General features: G+C 53.8%; 13 protein-coding genes and 1 pseudogene. 6 read left to right on the top strand and 8 right to left on the bottom strand.

Translation table 11 applies throughout. The features are described 5' to 3' along the window. Together H6G53_RS15740 and H6G53_RS15735 are read left to right on the top strand one after the other, a co-directional pair. Positions 1–609, top strand: a pseudogene (locus H6G53_RS15740) (photosystem II q(b) protein); the annotation flags it as partial. A 656-nt stretch (positions 610–1,265) separates the two neighbouring features. Further along, positions 1,266–4,244 (top strand): CHASE domain-containing protein, encoded by a 2,979-nt coding sequence (locus H6G53_RS15735; protein ID WP_190534595.1) that lies wholly within the window; start codon positions 1,266–1,268, stop codon positions 4,242–4,244. A gap of 121 nt (positions 4,245–4,365) precedes the next feature. Here the strand turns inward: H6G53_RS15735 and H6G53_RS15730 are convergent, their stop codons facing one another. Then, a complete protein-coding gene (locus tag H6G53_RS15730) occupies positions 4,366–5,109 on the bottom strand; it encodes a J domain-containing protein (protein WP_190534592.1) in 744 nt (247 codons plus the stop codon). A gap of 140 nt (positions 5,110–5,249) precedes the next feature. Between H6G53_RS15730 and H6G53_RS15725 the strand changes: the two genes are divergently transcribed. Next, positions 5,250–5,822 carry an NYN domain-containing protein gene (locus tag H6G53_RS15725; protein WP_347278291.1) on the top strand — a complete coding sequence of 191 codons (573 nt, stop codon included), beginning with the start codon at positions 5,250–5,252 and terminating at the stop codon, positions 5,820–5,822. Positions 5,823–5,850: 28 nt separating this feature from the next. Here H6G53_RS15725 and H6G53_RS15720 read toward each other — a convergent pair whose 3' ends face one another. Together H6G53_RS15720 and H6G53_RS15715 are read right to left on the bottom strand one after the other, a co-directional pair. Then, positions 5,851–6,855: a DUF1822 family protein gene (locus H6G53_RS15720; protein ID WP_190534589.1), complete on the bottom strand. Its 1,005-nt coding sequence runs from the start codon at positions 6,853–6,855 to the stop codon at positions 5,851–5,853. Further along, positions 6,855–7,718: a hypothetical protein gene (locus H6G53_RS15715; protein WP_190534587.1), complete on the bottom strand. Its 864-nt coding sequence runs from the start codon at positions 7,716–7,718 to the stop codon at positions 6,855–6,857. The genes H6G53_RS15720 and H6G53_RS15715 overlap by 1 nt, the downstream gene beginning before the upstream one ends. Before the next feature lie 411 nt (positions 7,719–8,129). On the opposite strand from H6G53_RS15715, the gene H6G53_RS15710 reads away from it, so the two are divergent. Next, positions 8,130–8,669, top strand: a complete 540-nt coding sequence (locus tag H6G53_RS15710; protein WP_190534584.1) for a glycine-rich domain-containing protein-like — start codon at positions 8,130–8,132, stop codon at positions 8,667–8,669. A 213-nt stretch (positions 8,670–8,882) separates the two neighbouring features. Here H6G53_RS15710 and H6G53_RS15705 read toward each other — a convergent pair whose 3' ends face one another. Beyond that, positions 8,883–9,110: a ferredoxin family protein gene (locus H6G53_RS15705; RefSeq protein WP_099531821.1), complete on the bottom strand. Its 228-nt coding sequence runs from the start codon at positions 9,108–9,110 to the stop codon at positions 8,883–8,885. 200 nt (positions 9,111–9,310) lie between these two features. Here H6G53_RS15705 and H6G53_RS15700 point away from each other — a divergent pair, with 200 nt between their 5' ends. Beyond that, a complete protein-coding gene (locus H6G53_RS15700; protein WP_370567647.1) occupies positions 9,311–9,976 on the top strand; it encodes a lysophospholipid acyltransferase family protein in 666 nt (221 codons plus the stop codon). A 151-nt stretch (positions 9,977–10,127) separates the two neighbouring features. Here the strand turns inward: H6G53_RS15700 and metK are convergent, their stop codons facing one another. The 4 genes from metK to H6G53_RS15680 all read right to left on the bottom strand — a co-directional run bounded on the left by metK (position 10,128) and on the right by H6G53_RS15680 (position 14,219). After that, positions 10,128–11,384, bottom strand: a complete 1,257-nt coding sequence (metK, locus tag H6G53_RS15695; RefSeq protein WP_199309282.1) for a methionine adenosyltransferase — start codon at positions 11,382–11,384, stop codon at positions 10,128–10,130. A 347-nt stretch (positions 11,385–11,731) separates the two neighbouring features. Continuing rightward, the gene (locus H6G53_RS15690) at positions 11,732–12,541 is read right to left on the bottom strand and encodes an HAD family hydrolase (RefSeq protein ID WP_190534580.1); all 810 of its coding nucleotides are present in this window, start codon (positions 12,539–12,541) and stop codon (positions 11,732–11,734) included. 328 nt (positions 12,542–12,869) lie between these two features. After that, complete coding sequence (locus H6G53_RS15685; RefSeq protein WP_099531823.1) at positions 12,870–13,886, bottom strand: 30S ribosomal protein S1; 1,017 nt, start codon at positions 13,884–13,886, stop codon at positions 12,870–12,872. 183 nt (positions 13,887–14,069) lie between these two features. After that, positions 14,070–14,219: a hypothetical protein gene (locus tag H6G53_RS15680; RefSeq protein WP_190534578.1), complete on the bottom strand. Its 150-nt coding sequence runs from the start codon at positions 14,217–14,219 to the stop codon at positions 14,070–14,072. Positions 14,220–14,292: 73 nt separating this feature from the next. Here H6G53_RS15680 and H6G53_RS15675 point away from each other — a divergent pair, with 73 nt between their 5' ends. Then, positions 14,293–15,342 (top strand): carboxylesterase, encoded by a 1,050-nt coding sequence (locus tag H6G53_RS15675; RefSeq protein WP_242030708.1) that lies wholly within the window; start codon positions 14,293–14,295, stop codon positions 15,340–15,342. The last annotated feature ends 187 nt before the right edge of the window (positions 15,343–15,529 follow it).

Genomic DNA, 15,529 nt, shown 5'->3' with positions numbered 1-15,529 from the left:
CTGATCTACCCGATCGGTCAAGGTTCGTTCTCTGACGGTATGCCTTTGGGCATCTCGGGCACCTTCAACTTCATGTTGGTGTTCCAAGCTGAGCACAACATTCTGATGCACCCCTTCCACATGTTGGGCGTTGCTGGTGTGTTTGGTGGCTCGCTGTTCTCGGCAATGCACGGCTCCTTGGTGACCAGCTCGCTGGTGCGTGAAACCTCGGAAGTGGAAAGCCAAAACTACGGCTACAAGTTCGGTCAAGAGGAAGAAACCTACAACATCGTTGCAGCCCACGGCTACTTCGGTCGTTTGATCTTCCAATACGCTTCGTTCAACAACAGCCGCTCGCTGCACTTCTTCTTGGGTGCTTGGCCGGTTGTGGGTATCTGGTTCACTGCACTCGGTATCTCGACGATGGCGTTTAACCTGAACGGCTTCAACTTCAACCAATCGGTTGTTGACTCGCAAGGTCACGTGATCAACACCTGGGCTGACGTGATCAACCGCGCCAACCTGGGTATGGAAGTGATGCACGAGCGTAATGCTCACAACTTCCCGCTGGATCTGGCTGCTGGCGCTGAAGCTCCGGTTGCCCTGCAAGCTCCGGCAATCAACGGCTAAACCTGCCTTGGCTCGATCGCTCGATCGAGCCAACAACACAACTGAATCTTGCTGGAAAGGGGAGTGGTTTTGCTGCTCCCCTTTTGATTGGTTTGGGGGGTGTTTTGGGAATGTTGGGTTTGGTTGGATGATTGCGGATTGCAGCCCTGAGTTTGTGTGGATGCATCGGCGAATCCGAGCGTCTTAATCGAGGACTGAAAACCGTTGGTAGATAGTTCAACTGGGCGATCGCCCCTTAGAAGCCCCTTGGAAAAAGTTGGGATGGCCCTGCCAATTGAGCTAAAAAGTGCCTCAAATCGAAGATAGGAGCCTGAATTGCGCACATTAACCGCAAATATGGATCCTGAGTGCGCCAACAGCTTCTGAACCAGTCTGATAAGATCGTGGCAGTTGGAACCATCGTCATTCAATCTCGCTCCCCGTTCGATCAGATAGCACTAGTGCCTAGTTAGCGAACCGATCGGGTGAATGCTGAAGGGGAAGCAGCATCTTATAAACGCTTAAACGTCTGAACGTCTAAACGTCAAAATTCTAAACGTCGAGATTCAGCCTGCGGCTATCAACACTACCAACGCTATCAATAGTTATCGAAAGCATTAGAGTTTTTAGCCATCAGGAAGAGGGGATATCGATCAACACTGAACTGTTCATCTCCCATGAAACTTTCTGATGTTATTAGACGATGTGTTAGAGACTTCTGGAAAAAGACAGCCGTAGTTGCGGTTGCCTATTGTGGAACCGGCTTATTGTCGGGCTATTTTGCCATTCCACCGGGCTATGCTTCGCCGGTTTGGCCAGCAGCGGGGATCGCCTTGCTGGCTGCCTTGTATTGGAAAAAATATTCCTATTTAGGCATTTGGCTAGGGTCTTTTGTCCTGAATGTGTTGATCGGCACAAGGGCGATCGGCACGATTAATCTCAGCATTGTTTTGGTGGGAGCTGGCATTGCTCTGGGCGCAATTTTGCAAGCCTATGTTGGCAATGTTTTATTACAAAAACTGTTTAAGCATCCCATTTGGCGAGAAGAATTTTTAGGAATTCTGGCGCTACTGGTGTTAGCGGGGCCCATCAGTTGCATGGTGGGAGCAACGGTGGGCAATGGTGTGTTGCTCGCCAGCCATTCCATCACTGGGTCTCAGTTTTTGGAGTCTTGGTGGAATTGGTGGATTGGTGATTCGTTGGGAGTTTTGGCGGTTTTGCCCGTTGGCATCGTGTATATGCTCAAGCGCCAACGCATTGTCTTGAAGCTACACCGTGAGTCTAACCGTGATCGACAATTTGCGTCCTATATTCTGCCAGCTTTGTTGGTTTTAATCTCCACCATTTTGGCTTTTCAAATCACAAAAAATGCGGAACGACAGCGCCTCTATGCTGTGTTTGAAAATGATACGGAAATTATTACTCAACGGCTACACGAGAATTTGGACAAGGCCACGCAAATTCTCTTTAGTTTGCAAGGGCTGTTTGATACGGCTGACCGCGATCGGGGTTTGATTCCGGTGAGTCGGCAACAGTTCAAAATCTTTACGGATCCCTATTTTGAGCGAGTTCGAGGCATCCAAGCCGTTGGTTGGAATCCGGTGGTGAAACGGGGCGATCGGGCGAAATATGAAGCCTACATTCGCGAAGAAGGCTTTGTGAACTTTCAATTTCAACAACGAGATGAAAATAATCGGCTGATTCCTGATCGCGATCGGGAAACCTATTACCCCGTGTTGTATATCGAGCCGCTGAATGGAAATCAGCGTGCTTTTGGGTTCAACTTAGGGTCAGAAAGTCGCCGTCTTCGGACTCTAGAGCTGGCTCGGGACTCTGGCGGCTTAACGGCCACACCGCCAATTAAACTGGCCCAAGAAACGGGTCAACAGCAGGGCGTAATTCTCTATTTACCGGTTTATGAATTGCCGCTGCCAACCACCACAGCCGATCGGCAAAAATCTCTGTCTGGCTATTTATCTGTTGTTTTCCGAGTGGGGGATTTGCTGGAAACTTCTTTTCGGAATTTAGTTTCCAAGGGAATTGAATTTACCCTGTATGATCAGCCGCTTTCGGAAACGCTGTACCAGTCTAACCTTCAGGAGACTCAACAGAATAAAAATGCCTACATGGCCCGAGAGCAAATGATTCGCTTTGGGGGACGAGCTTGGGAAATTCGGTTTTGGGCGACGGAAGCTTATATTCGCGAATTAAGTACCAATGAACCCATGGTGGTGTTGCTTTCTGGGTTTTTCATTACGGGGTTAACGGGGGCTTTTTCGATCGCCCAAATTCGCAACTCCATTTTGGTGAACCTGTTGGTAGAAAAGCGAACCTATGAATTGGCAAGAAGCCAAGAAGCGGCTCTGCAAGCGGCCAGTAATGCGGAAAAGGCAAATCGGGCAAAAAGTAATTTTCTGGCGATCATGAGCCATGAATTGCGCACGCCCCTCAACTCCGTTCTGGGTTTTACGGAATGCTTGAAAGAGGATATGTTTGGCCCTGTGACGGAGGAGCAACGCAATGCTCTGGAGACCATTGAGCGGAATGGTCGCCATTTGCTGGCTCTGATCACAGATATTTTGGATCTATCGAAAATCGAAGAAGGCAAGTTTGAAATTGAGCTGGCTCCAGTGGATATTGAGCTGCTTTGTCGGTTTTGCCTAACGTTAGTCAAACAACAGGCGATCGCGAAAAGCATTACGGTCAATCTTGATCTGCCGTTGGTGATACCAACCCATGGAAATTTGCAATTGATGGCGGATGAACGACGGCTGCAACAATCGATCGTGAACTTGCTGAGCAATGCGGTGAAATTCACTTCTGAAGGTGGCTCAATTACGCTGCAAGTGTCGCTACCAGACCCTAATCATCCATTCATCCGCTTTGCTGTCATTGACACTGGAATTGGAATTGCGGAAGCAGATTTTCACCGGTTGTTTCACCCCTTCACGCAACTGGATGAGGCGCTTAATCGTCAATACGAAGGAACAGGCTTGGGCTTGTCCTTAGTGAAGCGCTTGGTTGAATTGCATGGTGGACGAGTTGGCGTTACCAGTCGGGTGGGCTTCGGCAGTTGTTTCACGATCGACCTTCCCAGCGCATTGTTGATTTCCGTGTCGGATGATGTTGAGAGTCCTGTTGAGTTGGATGATGAAACTGAGCCAGATTCAGGATCAACACCGGAATCAAGATCGGATCGCGATCGAGCAGATCATCTTGATCCACTAAGGGGAGAAGATTTGGTGAATTTGTGGGCCCCAACGCTGAAAATTTCTCCCCACTTGCCAATTGTTCCGCCGCTCATTTTGCTGGCCGATGATAATTTTGAAAATGCCCAAACCATTGCCCGATATTTAACTAATCGAGGTTATCGATTCTTGCGAGCTGGCAATGGCCGGGAAGCTGTTGAAATGGCAATTGACTATCAGCCTGATTTGATTCTGATGGATATCCAAATGCCGGAAATGAACGGGTTGGAGGCTATGGAACTCATTCGCGAAAATCCCCAAACGGCTCATATCCCAATGATTGCTTTGACGGCTTTCGCCATGGCTGGCGATCGGGCCCGTTGTTTGGCTGCTGGGGCTAATGAATATCTTTCTAAACCTGTAGAATTGGCCCATTTAAACAAAATAATTCGTAGCTTTTTTGAATAGTATTTTTGAATAGATGAGTGTTTTAAAGTGTTTTTAAATAAGTAAAGTGTATGCAAAATACCGACACGAAATGCACACACGAAATGCGCATACCAAACGCTCAAACCCTAACGTCCCAACCCTAACGCCCCAACTGATTAACAGCGGCCTTAGCTTCTCGGCGTAACCCTTCGGCATTGCGGAAAAACTCCTGGCCGTCGTGGAGCCGGGTTTCGTCATAATTCAGCGGGAAGTAGGCTAACTCTTCCAACCCATCGCCCAGGTGGTTCAAGCTGTAGTACAAATTGGCGGCAATGCCAGCGGTGCTGCGGGGATTGGGCATGGATTGCAAAGTGGCCTTGGCCCGATCGAGCGCCGTGGTCATCCGTTCCAAATAGGCTTCAAAGTTTGCCATCAATTCGTCATCGTAGGGATCGGCGGCAAGGGCGTTCACGGCTCCCTTGAGCGATCGGGCAATTTCGCGAATGGCGCGATCAATCGGTGTATGAACCCGCCGTAACCATTGTTCCAAGTCTTCATCGGCGGCTCGACCCGTTTGGCGCGATCGCCGCTGTTGGCGATGCTGTTCCGTGGCTGTGGTGCTGCGTTGTTCCCGTTGCCGATCGGCCGCATAGGGCTGGTGGTTCCAATTGTCGGGGCGATCGAATTGCCCATAGCGCAATGCCACGTCATAGTCAGCACGCCGTTGGTCATCGCTGAGTACTTCGTAGGCGACGTTAATGGCGGCAATGAGGTCATTGTTGGGCAAATCAGGATTGCAGTCCGGGTGAAATTGCTTCACCAAACGCCGATAGGCCTGCTTAATTTGCGCGGCGGTGGCAGTGCGATCGACCTGAAGGGTTTCGTAGTGGTTGGAAGCGGCCATGGGTGGAAAACAAAAGGCAAGCGGGCAATGATCCACCCATCATCGACATCTGACAAGCATTGGCCGATACGGTTGAAGGGGAATCTGCGTATTAAGATAGTTTGCGAACCACCCTTGTAAGCAAAGTGTAGGCAACGCTTGTGACTGCCCGATCGCATGAAGCGACTCTCTTCGTCGATGGCTACAACGCCATTGGTCAGTGGTCGCAAATGCGAAAATGCTCCATGCACCGACACCTCGAACGGGACGACTTGGAGGCAGCCCGTTGGGAGTTGATTCAGCAACTTTGCAACTATAGTGCCTATCGGGCGTTTGCAACTTATCTGGTCTTTGATGCCCAATACCGAGCAGAACGAGCTTCTGCGGAGACCATCACAGATCACCTAACGGTGCATTACACGGAATTTGGGCAAACGGCTGATACTTACATTGAACGGGCCTGTGCGCTCTACAGCCGCGAAGTGAATCGAGCCAGTCGGCGCGTGATTGTGGCCACGTCCGATCGCGCCCAACAGATGACCACGATCGGCTACGGCGCTGAGTGGATGTCTGTTCAGCAATTGCTCCACGACATTGAATTAGCGGAACAACAGGTGCGTCGTCGGCAGCGATCGACCCAAACCAGCAGCGGCCGCTTCCTGAGCAGTCGCCTGGATGATGCGGTGCGTCAGCAGCTTGAACGATTGCGCTATGGCGATTCCGCTTCCTCTTGATTTTTGTTTGATGGCCTTAATTTCCATTTCACCCTTCAAAAGTCTGCTCATCCCACAACTGTCGCAGCCGATCGAGCAAGCGCAGGGGCAAGGTTTCCCAGTCTGCCGCCGTTTCCGACTCCCCAGTCGTAGGCTGTGATCCATAGGAACTCCGGCGATCGCGCACTTGGGGCGTTAAGGATGATGACTTTTGCCCATAGGTCATTGGAGGGCGTGATGTGCCTCCTGGTAGCTCTCTGGCGGCATCGGCATCGGCTCCCGGCCCCTCCGCGCGATCGGGCTTCAGGTTAGGGGGTAAGTTCGTTGAAAACCATTCAGTTAATCGATCGGGCAGTCGATCGTTGAAATTCCCGGGAATTTGCGACTCTGAAGGTGATGGGTTCCGTGTGGATTGGTAAAGCCGCTCCAGGTACATCACAACAGCAGCCCGTTGCTTTGGCGCGATCGCCTGGCGAGTTTGACGGGCGATCGGATCCGTCGCTTCCGCAATCCAAACCAAGCCCGATCGAACCCGCGCCAAATAGGTTTCCAAGGCCTCCCAATCCTGAAGCGATGTCACTGGTAATCGTTCTGGCGCATGGGGTGGCAAGGGCAAATCGCCCACGGCCAACCAGCCCCAGAGCCAAGCCTCCGTCAGTTGCGCATTAATTCCCACGGGCACAAAGGCCACCACATGATCGGGCCAATCTAGCGGCATGGCCAACGGCTCAAGGATGCTGGAGTCTTGCACCTTCGGGGTTTGTGCCGCCCCTGGTGCTTCGGTTTGGGACTCCATCACAAAGGGCAACAGGGCGATCGAACCCACTTGCGGCACGGCCAAACAAGCCACCTCGCCAGGCAGCCTGGAAACCGGCTGTAACTCACCCGACGGTTCAAGGGCCAACCACTGCCAAAGATGCCCCAACGCATCCATCGCCAAACTTTCCAACAATACCGCTCGTCCTTGATGGGGGTTGGCCGCCTGACCCGCTTGGGCCAAGGCCCTTTGCCGATCGGCCTGATCCAAAGACAGGATAAGTGGATCCCAGTCCATTACGGCGCTCCTGTTTTGGGGGTGATCAAGCCTAGTAATTCCATAAATTGGGTTGGCTGGGTGCAAATCTCCTGGGCGATCGCCTGCAACATGGGATAGCACCGTCGCTTCCAGTGACTATGAATTGTTTGTTCATTCATTTGCAACTGCTGAGCTAAAGAACGCCAAGTCACCTTTTTCTCGGGCGGTTGTCGCTCCACCCGATCGCCCCGAGTCTGCAACAAAATCGACTGAGCCAAGAACTGACAATTAAGCTGTGGATCCTTCATGCCACAACAACCACTCAGGCGGCCTTCTGGATCTCGCTCAATATAAAGCTCCACCAGCAACCCTTGGCGCTGCACAGTTTGACGTTGCTGCTGTTCAATCAGGGTTTCAATGCCATCTAAGCGCAACCCGGCCGGCACGCAGTCTCCCAATGTGGAACTAGCGCGATCGCCCCGATCAGTTCCCACCGGAGCATCCAAGCTGAGGGCATTGAGCGGCATTTTGGCGCGGCGATAGAGATCAATAATTCGATACTTCAACTGACCATTCACCCAGGTCACAAATCGTCGGCGCACCAACTCCGGGCTGCTGTGGTCTAAGTCGCACCGAAAGGCAGCGATGTTCTTTTGGACATATTCCAACGCCAGGTTCAGCGCTTCCAAATAGTCCGGGTGTGAATCTTTCCGCAGACCCGGCAGCTTGGGAATTAGGGCCAATAACTGCTCAAGGGCCCGTTTGCGGTTCCGGGACTTGGGGGGCTGAAGTTGGCGCAGCAGCCGGATCAGCGCCAGGTCAGGATCCGCCGGATCCGCTGGGTCGGGAGAATTTGGGGAGTCTGGGGAATCTATTGAGTTTGAGTTGATCGATCGAGCCACGTTTGCCGCTCCTAGGAACGAGAGGGAATCGGTGGAATAAGAGGGCTAATTAACAATTGACGATGGAATCAAGATTGCAGCCGCTTTGGTGATCCCCCCTAACGGGTCTGCATAAGTTTCTGGGACTTAGCCGATTAATAGAAGCCACAGTTGCATGTTGCCTGGCTGATTACTTTCGGTAAACGACTTCCGGTGAATGCCCCCCGGTGAATAACTCCCGGTGCATTCTTCCTGGGCTGATTACTGCCGGTGAGCAACTTCCGGTTCATTTTCTTCAGCTTATTTTTTCTGGCCCATTGGCTCATTATTACGGGAGGCTAACCCATGACAACGCAGGGGATTGCTAGTGATTATTCTGTTGCCCAGCCGCAGTTCACCTCAGATCCAGCCACCGCTCCATCTGATCAAACCATGAGCACCCAGCCTCTGGCTAACAATTCCCACGGGACCAGCTCGATTCACGGACGCTTGCGACAAATTGACTGGCGACCGATTTTGTTCAAACTCACGGATGCAACCCATGGGTTGGGTTGGTCGATGGAGCGTGCAATCCCAGCGTTGCAAGGCTATTTGCAATTTTTACGAGCCATCGATCGCTATCCTCACATGGCCCTTGTACCCAGCGAGGACGTGGATGAAGTGTGGCACTGCCATTTGCTGGACACGCAAAAATATGCGGCCGATTGCCAGTGGCTCTTTGGTCGTTTTATTCACCACAATCCCTATTTGGGCACGCCAACCACGGGGGGCAAGGAGGCTTTGGCTCAGGCTTGGCAAGAAACTCGCCGGTTGCTCCAAACCTCGGTGGATGAACTGGCGGGCGGGTCTTGGGGCTGGTTGAGCGATGGCCCTTCCACTTGTGTGTTGTCCTTTCAAGATTTGGGCGATCGCCCTGGTTTGCCTCTCCGAATTCGGGCGGATCTGTCGGTGGAATTGCTGCCCTGTGCTTAGGGGATGTCTGGCAAGGATTGGGGGGCACTGGCCAATTGGGACACTAGCAAAGCACCAATCGTCGTGGGGGCAAGATTGCGAGGGCAAGATTGCGGGGGCAAGGGGCTTAAGCCCCTTGTCTTTGGCGGTTGGTGAGACCCGCAAGCTAGCAATCTGGGCTGTTCAGACACCCTCTGAGGAGTTTAATCTAATGCTCTGCTGCCCGATACGGTGCTACTGGGGAGTGCGCTGCAAGTCCGATCGCTCTTCGGGGACGATCGCCCCTTCCACCGGACAAACTTGGAGGCAAATGCCGCAATCAATACAGGTGGCAAAATCAATCCAGAACCAATCGGTTCCCTTGTTGTTTTTGCCGGGGCCGGGGTGAATGCAAGCGACGGGACAAGCTTCCACGCAGTCGCCCACGCCTTCACAGGTGTGGGTCACAATTGAATGAGCCATAGGACAATTAGGGACGGTTCTTCAGGTGTGTTCTTCTCAGGCCATGAGGCGCTCTTCAGTGTATCGCGACGTTAAGTAATGTAACGAGCGGCAGAATCGTACAAAAGCATGGCGAGAACTCTCGGGAATCTGCTGACTGGTGGGCCGGGAGGGGATGTCCATGAAACAATGTCCAGAAAGCAACTGTTGTGGAAGGATGATTGGCGTTGGTTTCTGAGAACCTACAACTCGTAAAGCGCGATCGGGAGCCTGTCAGTAGTTGGGCGCTTTACCATCTCCTGAAGTGGTCGGTGATTAGCCCGGTGTTGCATTCTTATTTTCGGGTGCGCATCTACGGAGCCGAGCGGGTGCCGAAGACTGGGCCGCTGATTGTGGCCAGCAACCACGCAAGCGATTTTGACCCCCCGATCGTGGCTAATTGCACGGGCCGGCCGGTGGCTTTTATGGCCAAGGAAGAGCTGTTTAATGTGCCGCTGTTGGCTCCTGCGATTCGGCTCTATGGGGCTTATCCGGTCAAGCGTGGTACGGGCGATCGGGGAGCCATCCGAGCCGCCATGGATTATTTAGATGCGGGCTGGGCTGCGGGTGTATTCATTGACGGCACGCGCCGGCCCGATGGCCGCATTCACAACCCCAAGCTGGGGGCAGCGCTGATTGCGGCTAAAACTCAAACGCCTTTGTTACCCATGAGCTTGTGGGGGACGGAGCAGATTTTTGCGAAGGGGAACGTTCCCTGCCCGGTGTCGGTGACGGTGCGCATTGGTGAGCTGATTGATCCACCCCGATCGAGCAATCGTGCTGAACTGGAAGCCGTCACCCAGCGCTGTACGGATGCGATCCATGCTCTCCATGCTCTGGGTCGTTAGGGGCCAAACGGTTATGCCGTAGGAAGCATAAAGGGATAGGGGCATACAACCGTATGCCCCTACTGGAAACTGTGTTGGGGGGTGAAGCCGCAAGGGCACCCCCCATTTGTTGTCAAAAATCGTTGCCAAGCAACGATCGCCTAGTGCGGGTCTAGGACACGCTCGACAACTGCGCCAAGTTGGCTTTGAGGGCCTCCACCTTGTCCAGGGCTTCCCAGGGCAAATCCAAGTCTGAGCGGCCCAAGTGCCCGTAGGCCGCCACCTCTTGATAGAACCGGCCACCCCGATCGCCCGGTAACCGTTGCAGATCGTAGGTTTGGATGATGCCAGCGGGCCGCAGCTCAAAGCAATTGCGAATGGCTGTGAGCAGTTGGTCTTCGTCTACCTTGGCAGTGCCAAAGGTTTCGATCGAGATACTGACCGGGCGGGCCACCCCGATCGCGTAGCTGACCTGCACTTCGCACTTGTCTGCCAAGCCAGCGGCCACCACGTTTTTGGCCACATGGCGACAGGCATAGGCCGCGCTGCGATCGACCTTGGTGGGATCCTTGCCCGAGAAAGCGCCGCCCCCGTGGCGAGCATAGCCACCGTAAGTGTCCACAATGATCTTGCGGCCCGTTAAGCCCGAGTCCCCTTGGGGCCCACCGATCACAAACTTACCCGTTGGGTTCACGAGAAAACGGGTTTCGCTCGAAGGCTTCACGCTCAAGTCCGTGAACACCGGCTCCACCACCGCCGACCAAAGATCCTCCCGGATTTTGGCTTGCACGGCCGCTTCTTCGGAAATATCCCCGATCGAAGCGGTGTGTTGCGTCGAAATCAGAATCGTATCGATCGCCACCGGCCGGCCGTCTTCATAGACCACCGATACTTGAGTTTTGCCATCGGGTCGCAGGTAAGCCAATTGACCCGTTTTGCGAACCGCCGCCAACCGCCGCGCCAATCGGTGAGCAATGCTAATCGGCAGGGGCATCAATTCCGGCGTTTCGTTACAGGCATAGCCAAACATCAAGCCCTGGTCGCCTGCCCCGATCGCATCCAGGGCCTCATCGCTCATCGCCTCCCGAGTTTCCTGGGCCGCATTCACCCCTTGGGCAATGTCCGGCGATTGTTCATCCAACGCCACAATCACAGAGCAGCTCTCGGCCGCGAACCCATTGCTGGAATCGGTGTAGCCAATTTCGGCAATTTTGCGCCGAGCAATCTCAACAAAGTTCACATGGGCCTTGGAGGAAATTTCCCCTGTAATCAACACTAAGCCCGTGTTAACCACCACTTCAGCCGCCACCCGCGCCTTCGGGTCAACGGTAAGCAGCGCATCCAAAATGGCATCGGAAATTTGGTCACAAATTTTGTCGGGGTGACCTTCCGTGACCGACTCAGACGTAAATAGGGAGCGACGAGACAAGGACACTGGCCCTCCAACAGCGAGACAGACTGATTGCTGATAAGCGAAGCGATTATATCACTGGTCTCTATTTGCCTTAGGTAACCATTAGTACTTGCGCTTTTCCATGAAAACTCTGAGAGCTATGATTCACGAATGAGTTCAATCAATTGTTTGGGTTAATTCATGGAACTCATGTGGGCTTAATTGATGAAACCTATTCTTGAACGGGTTAATTAACGGTTGAATCAATGGGGCGATGTATTGCTTGGCTTGGCAGTTAATTGAGAAATGAATCTGAAAAATTAGTTTATTAATAAATTTGAAATCGGTTTGAGAACTGATTTGTTAATTTATGCGATCGAAACCTAGGCGATCGAAACCTGAAGTGCATCCAAACTCTGAATCAGAAAATCAGCCTGTAGTTCCGATCGAGCCTGGTTGCGCATCTCTTGAACATCAATCGCCTTGGGGGGAATGGTGCGCGAAACGATCGTGTTGGGGATTGCGTAGGTGCGGTCGATCCCGATCGCGGCGGCCAGCCCCGCAGCCCTCGCTGCCTGCATGTCAATTGCAGAGTCACCCACGAGCAAGACCCGATCGGGCGCAACCCCCAATTGCTCACACAAGCGCCAAACACTAGCCGGGTCTGGCTTGGCGGGCCCCGTGTTCGCCGCGCCAATCACCTGAATCCATTGGGCCAGGTCATACCGCACCAGAAACGCTTGGGTATGTTCCAGCGTATCCCCCGTCAAAATCCCTAATTCCAAGCCCGATCGCGCCAAGCGCTCCAGGCAAAATTCCGTATCCTCGTAGGGCCAAGTTTGCAACGCCTTGTCCCCACAGATTCGATCGGCTTCGGCAAAGGCCTGTTGCACCAGGGCGATCGCCGTGGACCAGCTACAGCCGGTTTCCGCCACGTAGGCCGCTGCCGCCACACAGTTTTGCTCACGAGTTCCCACCGCCATCAGCCCGGCCGGATTCCAGCGATCGGCACCGGCCCCCATAGCCAACAGCAGGCGATCGTCCACCTCAGGAATGCGGGACTGAATAGCTTTGACCCTCGCTTGGGCCAACAGCCGCAAAAAACTGCTTGTGTCGGCCAGCGTTCCGTCCTTGTCGAACAGAGCTGCCTCAATTCCCTCTAGGGGGTGACCATCTACCCAAACTGTTAACACGAGTGGTTTTCCCAAGGGCGATCGCCCATAAAGACTACCCCCCCAAATGTTGATCTGGCCTGAATTTTGGATTCAGCCACCCAATTCCCACACCAAGGGCAAGCAAGATTTCAAACAGACTTCAAAAACCAGACTTCAAAAACCAGAACTCGAAAATGCAGCGAAAATGCAGCAAAAATGCAACCCAAAGACGCGATCGAAAAACGCCGTTTAAGTCCCTGATCTCTAATCCAGAAACCCTAATCCAGAAACCCTAATCCAAAAAAACTAACCCAAAAACACAACAGGCAAGGGTTTTTCGCTCCTTGCCTGTCGGGTCTCGTCAATCTTACTCGTCTGCTGCGGTGGCGTAAGCGGCTTCGTCTGCGCTTTCTTCCACCTCTTCCGGCGCTGCTTCTGCAACCGGCTCAGCGGCAGCACTAGCACTGCCCCCTTGCTGTTGCAGTTTCATTTGCTCGCGGTACTTCGCTGCCATTTCTTCCGCCTTGTCATAGACCAATTGGCGGTTCTTGAGCATGTCACCGGGTTCCGGCTCAAGCTGCTTGGTCGAAAGCGAGATCCGGCCGCGCTCGGCATCCAAATCGATAATCATCACCTTCACTTCGTCGTTGACGTTGAAGATGCTGTGGGGCGTATCGATGTGCTCGTGCGAAATTTCGGAAATGTGCAGCAGACCGCTCACGCCGCCGATGTCGATGAACGCACCGTAGGGCTTGATGCCACGGACGGTACCGATCACCACTTCGCCCACTTCCAGGCGGTTCATCTTGCGCTCCACCAATGCACGGCGGTGGCTCAAGACCAGGCGGTTGCGATCTTCGTCCACTTCCAAGAACTTGAGGGGCAGCTCTTCGCCCACCAGTTCTTCCTTGGGCTTGCGGGTGCTGATGTGGGAACCGGGGATGAAGCCGCGCAGGCCTTCGATCCGTACCAGCGCACCACCCCGGTTGGTGGCAAACACGGCCGATCGCACGGTGGCATCTTCCGCTTGCAGTTGGCGCACCCGTTCCCAGGCCCGCATGTACTCAATGCGGCGGATTGAAAGGGTTAATTGCCCATCCTCATTCTCATCAGCCAAGATGAAGAATTCGCGCGTTTCGTTGGGCTGCAATACCTCATCCGGATTTTCGATCCGGTTGATGGACATCTCCTGGATGGGGATATAAGCAGAGGTCTTGGCACCGATGTCAATCAATGCGCCGCGCGGTTCGATGCTGAACACCGTCCCTGCCACGATGTCACCAGGGCTAAAGTGATAGTCGTACTTATCAAGCAGGGCGGCAAAATCGTCGTGGCCGAAGCCAACGTCAATGCTGTTGATGGCTGAGATTTCTTGGGTGGGCATGCTAACGTGATGGTTTGAGTGCAGTCCGCTCACAGGTTCGCCGGTTACTCGAATGCTAGGCCGTCTACTAGCGAACACGACGATGGGCTATGGCAAGCTGCGAATGCTAGTCACTGGTCTAGATTCGCCTACAGAGACGGCGTGGGGCGAACTCCAGCAACCAGGGTTGACCGACTTAATATACTAGCACGATGGGTTGGTTCCGGTGGCTTGGTTGCGCGGATTGGCCGGACAAGCTTCCCCAGTGTTGTTGGTCATGGCCGAAATACCGCCGAAATGCCGTTGAATGGGGTTCCCAAAAGACGGCCTCAGCCCCCATAGAGCATGACCCATAGAGCATTCTCGATCGCCTAGCTAGAATCGGGGGCATCAGGTGGCCCCGTGTGGGCCCAGGAGGGGGGAAATCTTGAGTACGAATCTTCCAATCAGCAACTATCGGCAAGTGATCGGCAGCATGACCCAACAGGTACAAACCCTGGAGGCCAAGCTACCCCTGAAGCATCCGGACTGTCGATCGCGCTTTTGGTTACACGATCGCCCCGTGCAGCGCGTCTGTCTGCTATTTCACGGGTTTACCGCTGCGCCCTATCAATTTGTCCCGATCGGGGAAGCGCTCTATCGGGCCGGTTACAACGTGCTGGCTCCCCTGATGCCGGGCCATGGGCAAGCGGGCAAATGGAACAGCCAAACCCCGCCTCCCCTCCCGATCGACCCCAAGGTTTATCAGGACTTTGGGTTGGAGTGGGTAGCCAAAGCACGCACCTTTGGCCAACAGGTGTCGATCGGGGGGCTGTCCGGCGGCGGCACATTGGCTGCTTGGTTAGCGCAAGAACGCCCCCAGGAGATCTACCGCGCCCTTCTGTTTGCGCCCTACCTCAGCAGCAGCAGCAAAGTGGTTGACTTGTTCGTTTCCAAAACCCAAGGCTACTTCTCTTGGGGCAAAGGGGCCGAAAGCAGCAGCTTCGATCGCCCCGGCTATCCGGGTTTTGCCGTGCCCGCCCTGGCCACCATGCTGAAAATGGGGCAACAGGTGCTCGATCGGGCCCGTCGCCAGCCCAGCGCCCCCCTATTTGTGATCTCCAGCCAAAGCGACCAAGCCGTCGGCATTTGGGATCACCGTGCCCTTTGGGAAGACAACCGCAAACGCCAACCCATTACCTGGCAACTGGTGTTTAACCGTGTGCTCGATATTCCACACACGATGATGACCCAAGAGGAAGGCAACCGCTACGCCTCCCTGTTGATTACCCTCACCCAGGCCTTCATTGAAAGCAGTCTCACCTGGTCAGATGTGGAGGCGATCGCCCGGCGGATGATGAACAGCGAAACCTTCATGGATGCCGCCACCAAACTGCGACTCACCGATCGCGTTTCCGTTCACATGCCTGCTGCCATGACCCTGTTTGACAAGCGGGCCTTTGCGATGGATGACTTACTCGGAGAAAATCGCGACTGATTGTGGCGTGACTGACTTGGCATGACTGACTTGGCGTGACTGACTTGGAAAAATCGCGATCGATCCTGAGCACTGCGGATTTTTTGCGGTGAACGCTTGGATTAACACCTGAATTGACCCCTGGATTGGCCCTTGGATTCCTGATCCTTGCGGGGCTGGGTTTTGATGCGATCGCATTCAGACTCGG

This window comes from Limnothrix sp. FACHB-406 (assembly GCF_014698235.1).
In the GTDB taxonomy this organism is placed as follows: domain Bacteria; phylum Cyanobacteriota; class Cyanobacteriia; order CACIAM-69d; family CACIAM-69d; genus CACIAM-69d.
The sequence above is the reverse complement of the archived record's forward strand: the minus strand, read 5'-3'. Positions and strand labels throughout refer to the sequence as shown.

Excerpts from the sequence above, each read along its gene's own strand:
- H6G53_RS15735 (WP_190534595.1), top strand. The coding sequence starts at position 1,266 with ATGAAACTTTCTGATGTTATTAGACGATGTGTTAGAGACTTCTGGAAA.
- H6G53_RS15710 (WP_190534584.1), top strand. The coding sequence starts at position 8,130 with ATGAGCACCCAGCCTCTGGCTAACAATTCCCACGGGACCAGCTCGATT.
- H6G53_RS15705 (WP_099531821.1), bottom strand. The coding sequence starts at position 9,110 with ATGGCTCATTCAATTGTGACCCACACCTGTGAAGGCGTGGGCGACTGC.
- H6G53_RS15730 (WP_190534592.1), bottom strand. The coding sequence starts at position 5,109 with ATGGCCGCTTCCAACCACTACGAAACCCTTCAGGTCGATCGCACTGCC.
- H6G53_RS15720 (WP_190534589.1), bottom strand. The coding sequence starts at position 6,855 with ATGGACTGGGATCCACTTATCCTGTCTTTGGATCAGGCCGATCGGCAA.
- H6G53_RS15680 (WP_190534578.1), bottom strand. The coding sequence starts at position 14,219 with ATGGGTCATGCTCTATGGGGGCTGAGGCCGTCTTTTGGGAACCCCATT.
- H6G53_RS15685 (WP_099531823.1), bottom strand. The coding sequence starts at position 13,886 with ATGCCCACCCAAGAAATCTCAGCCATCAACAGCATTGACGTTGGCTTC.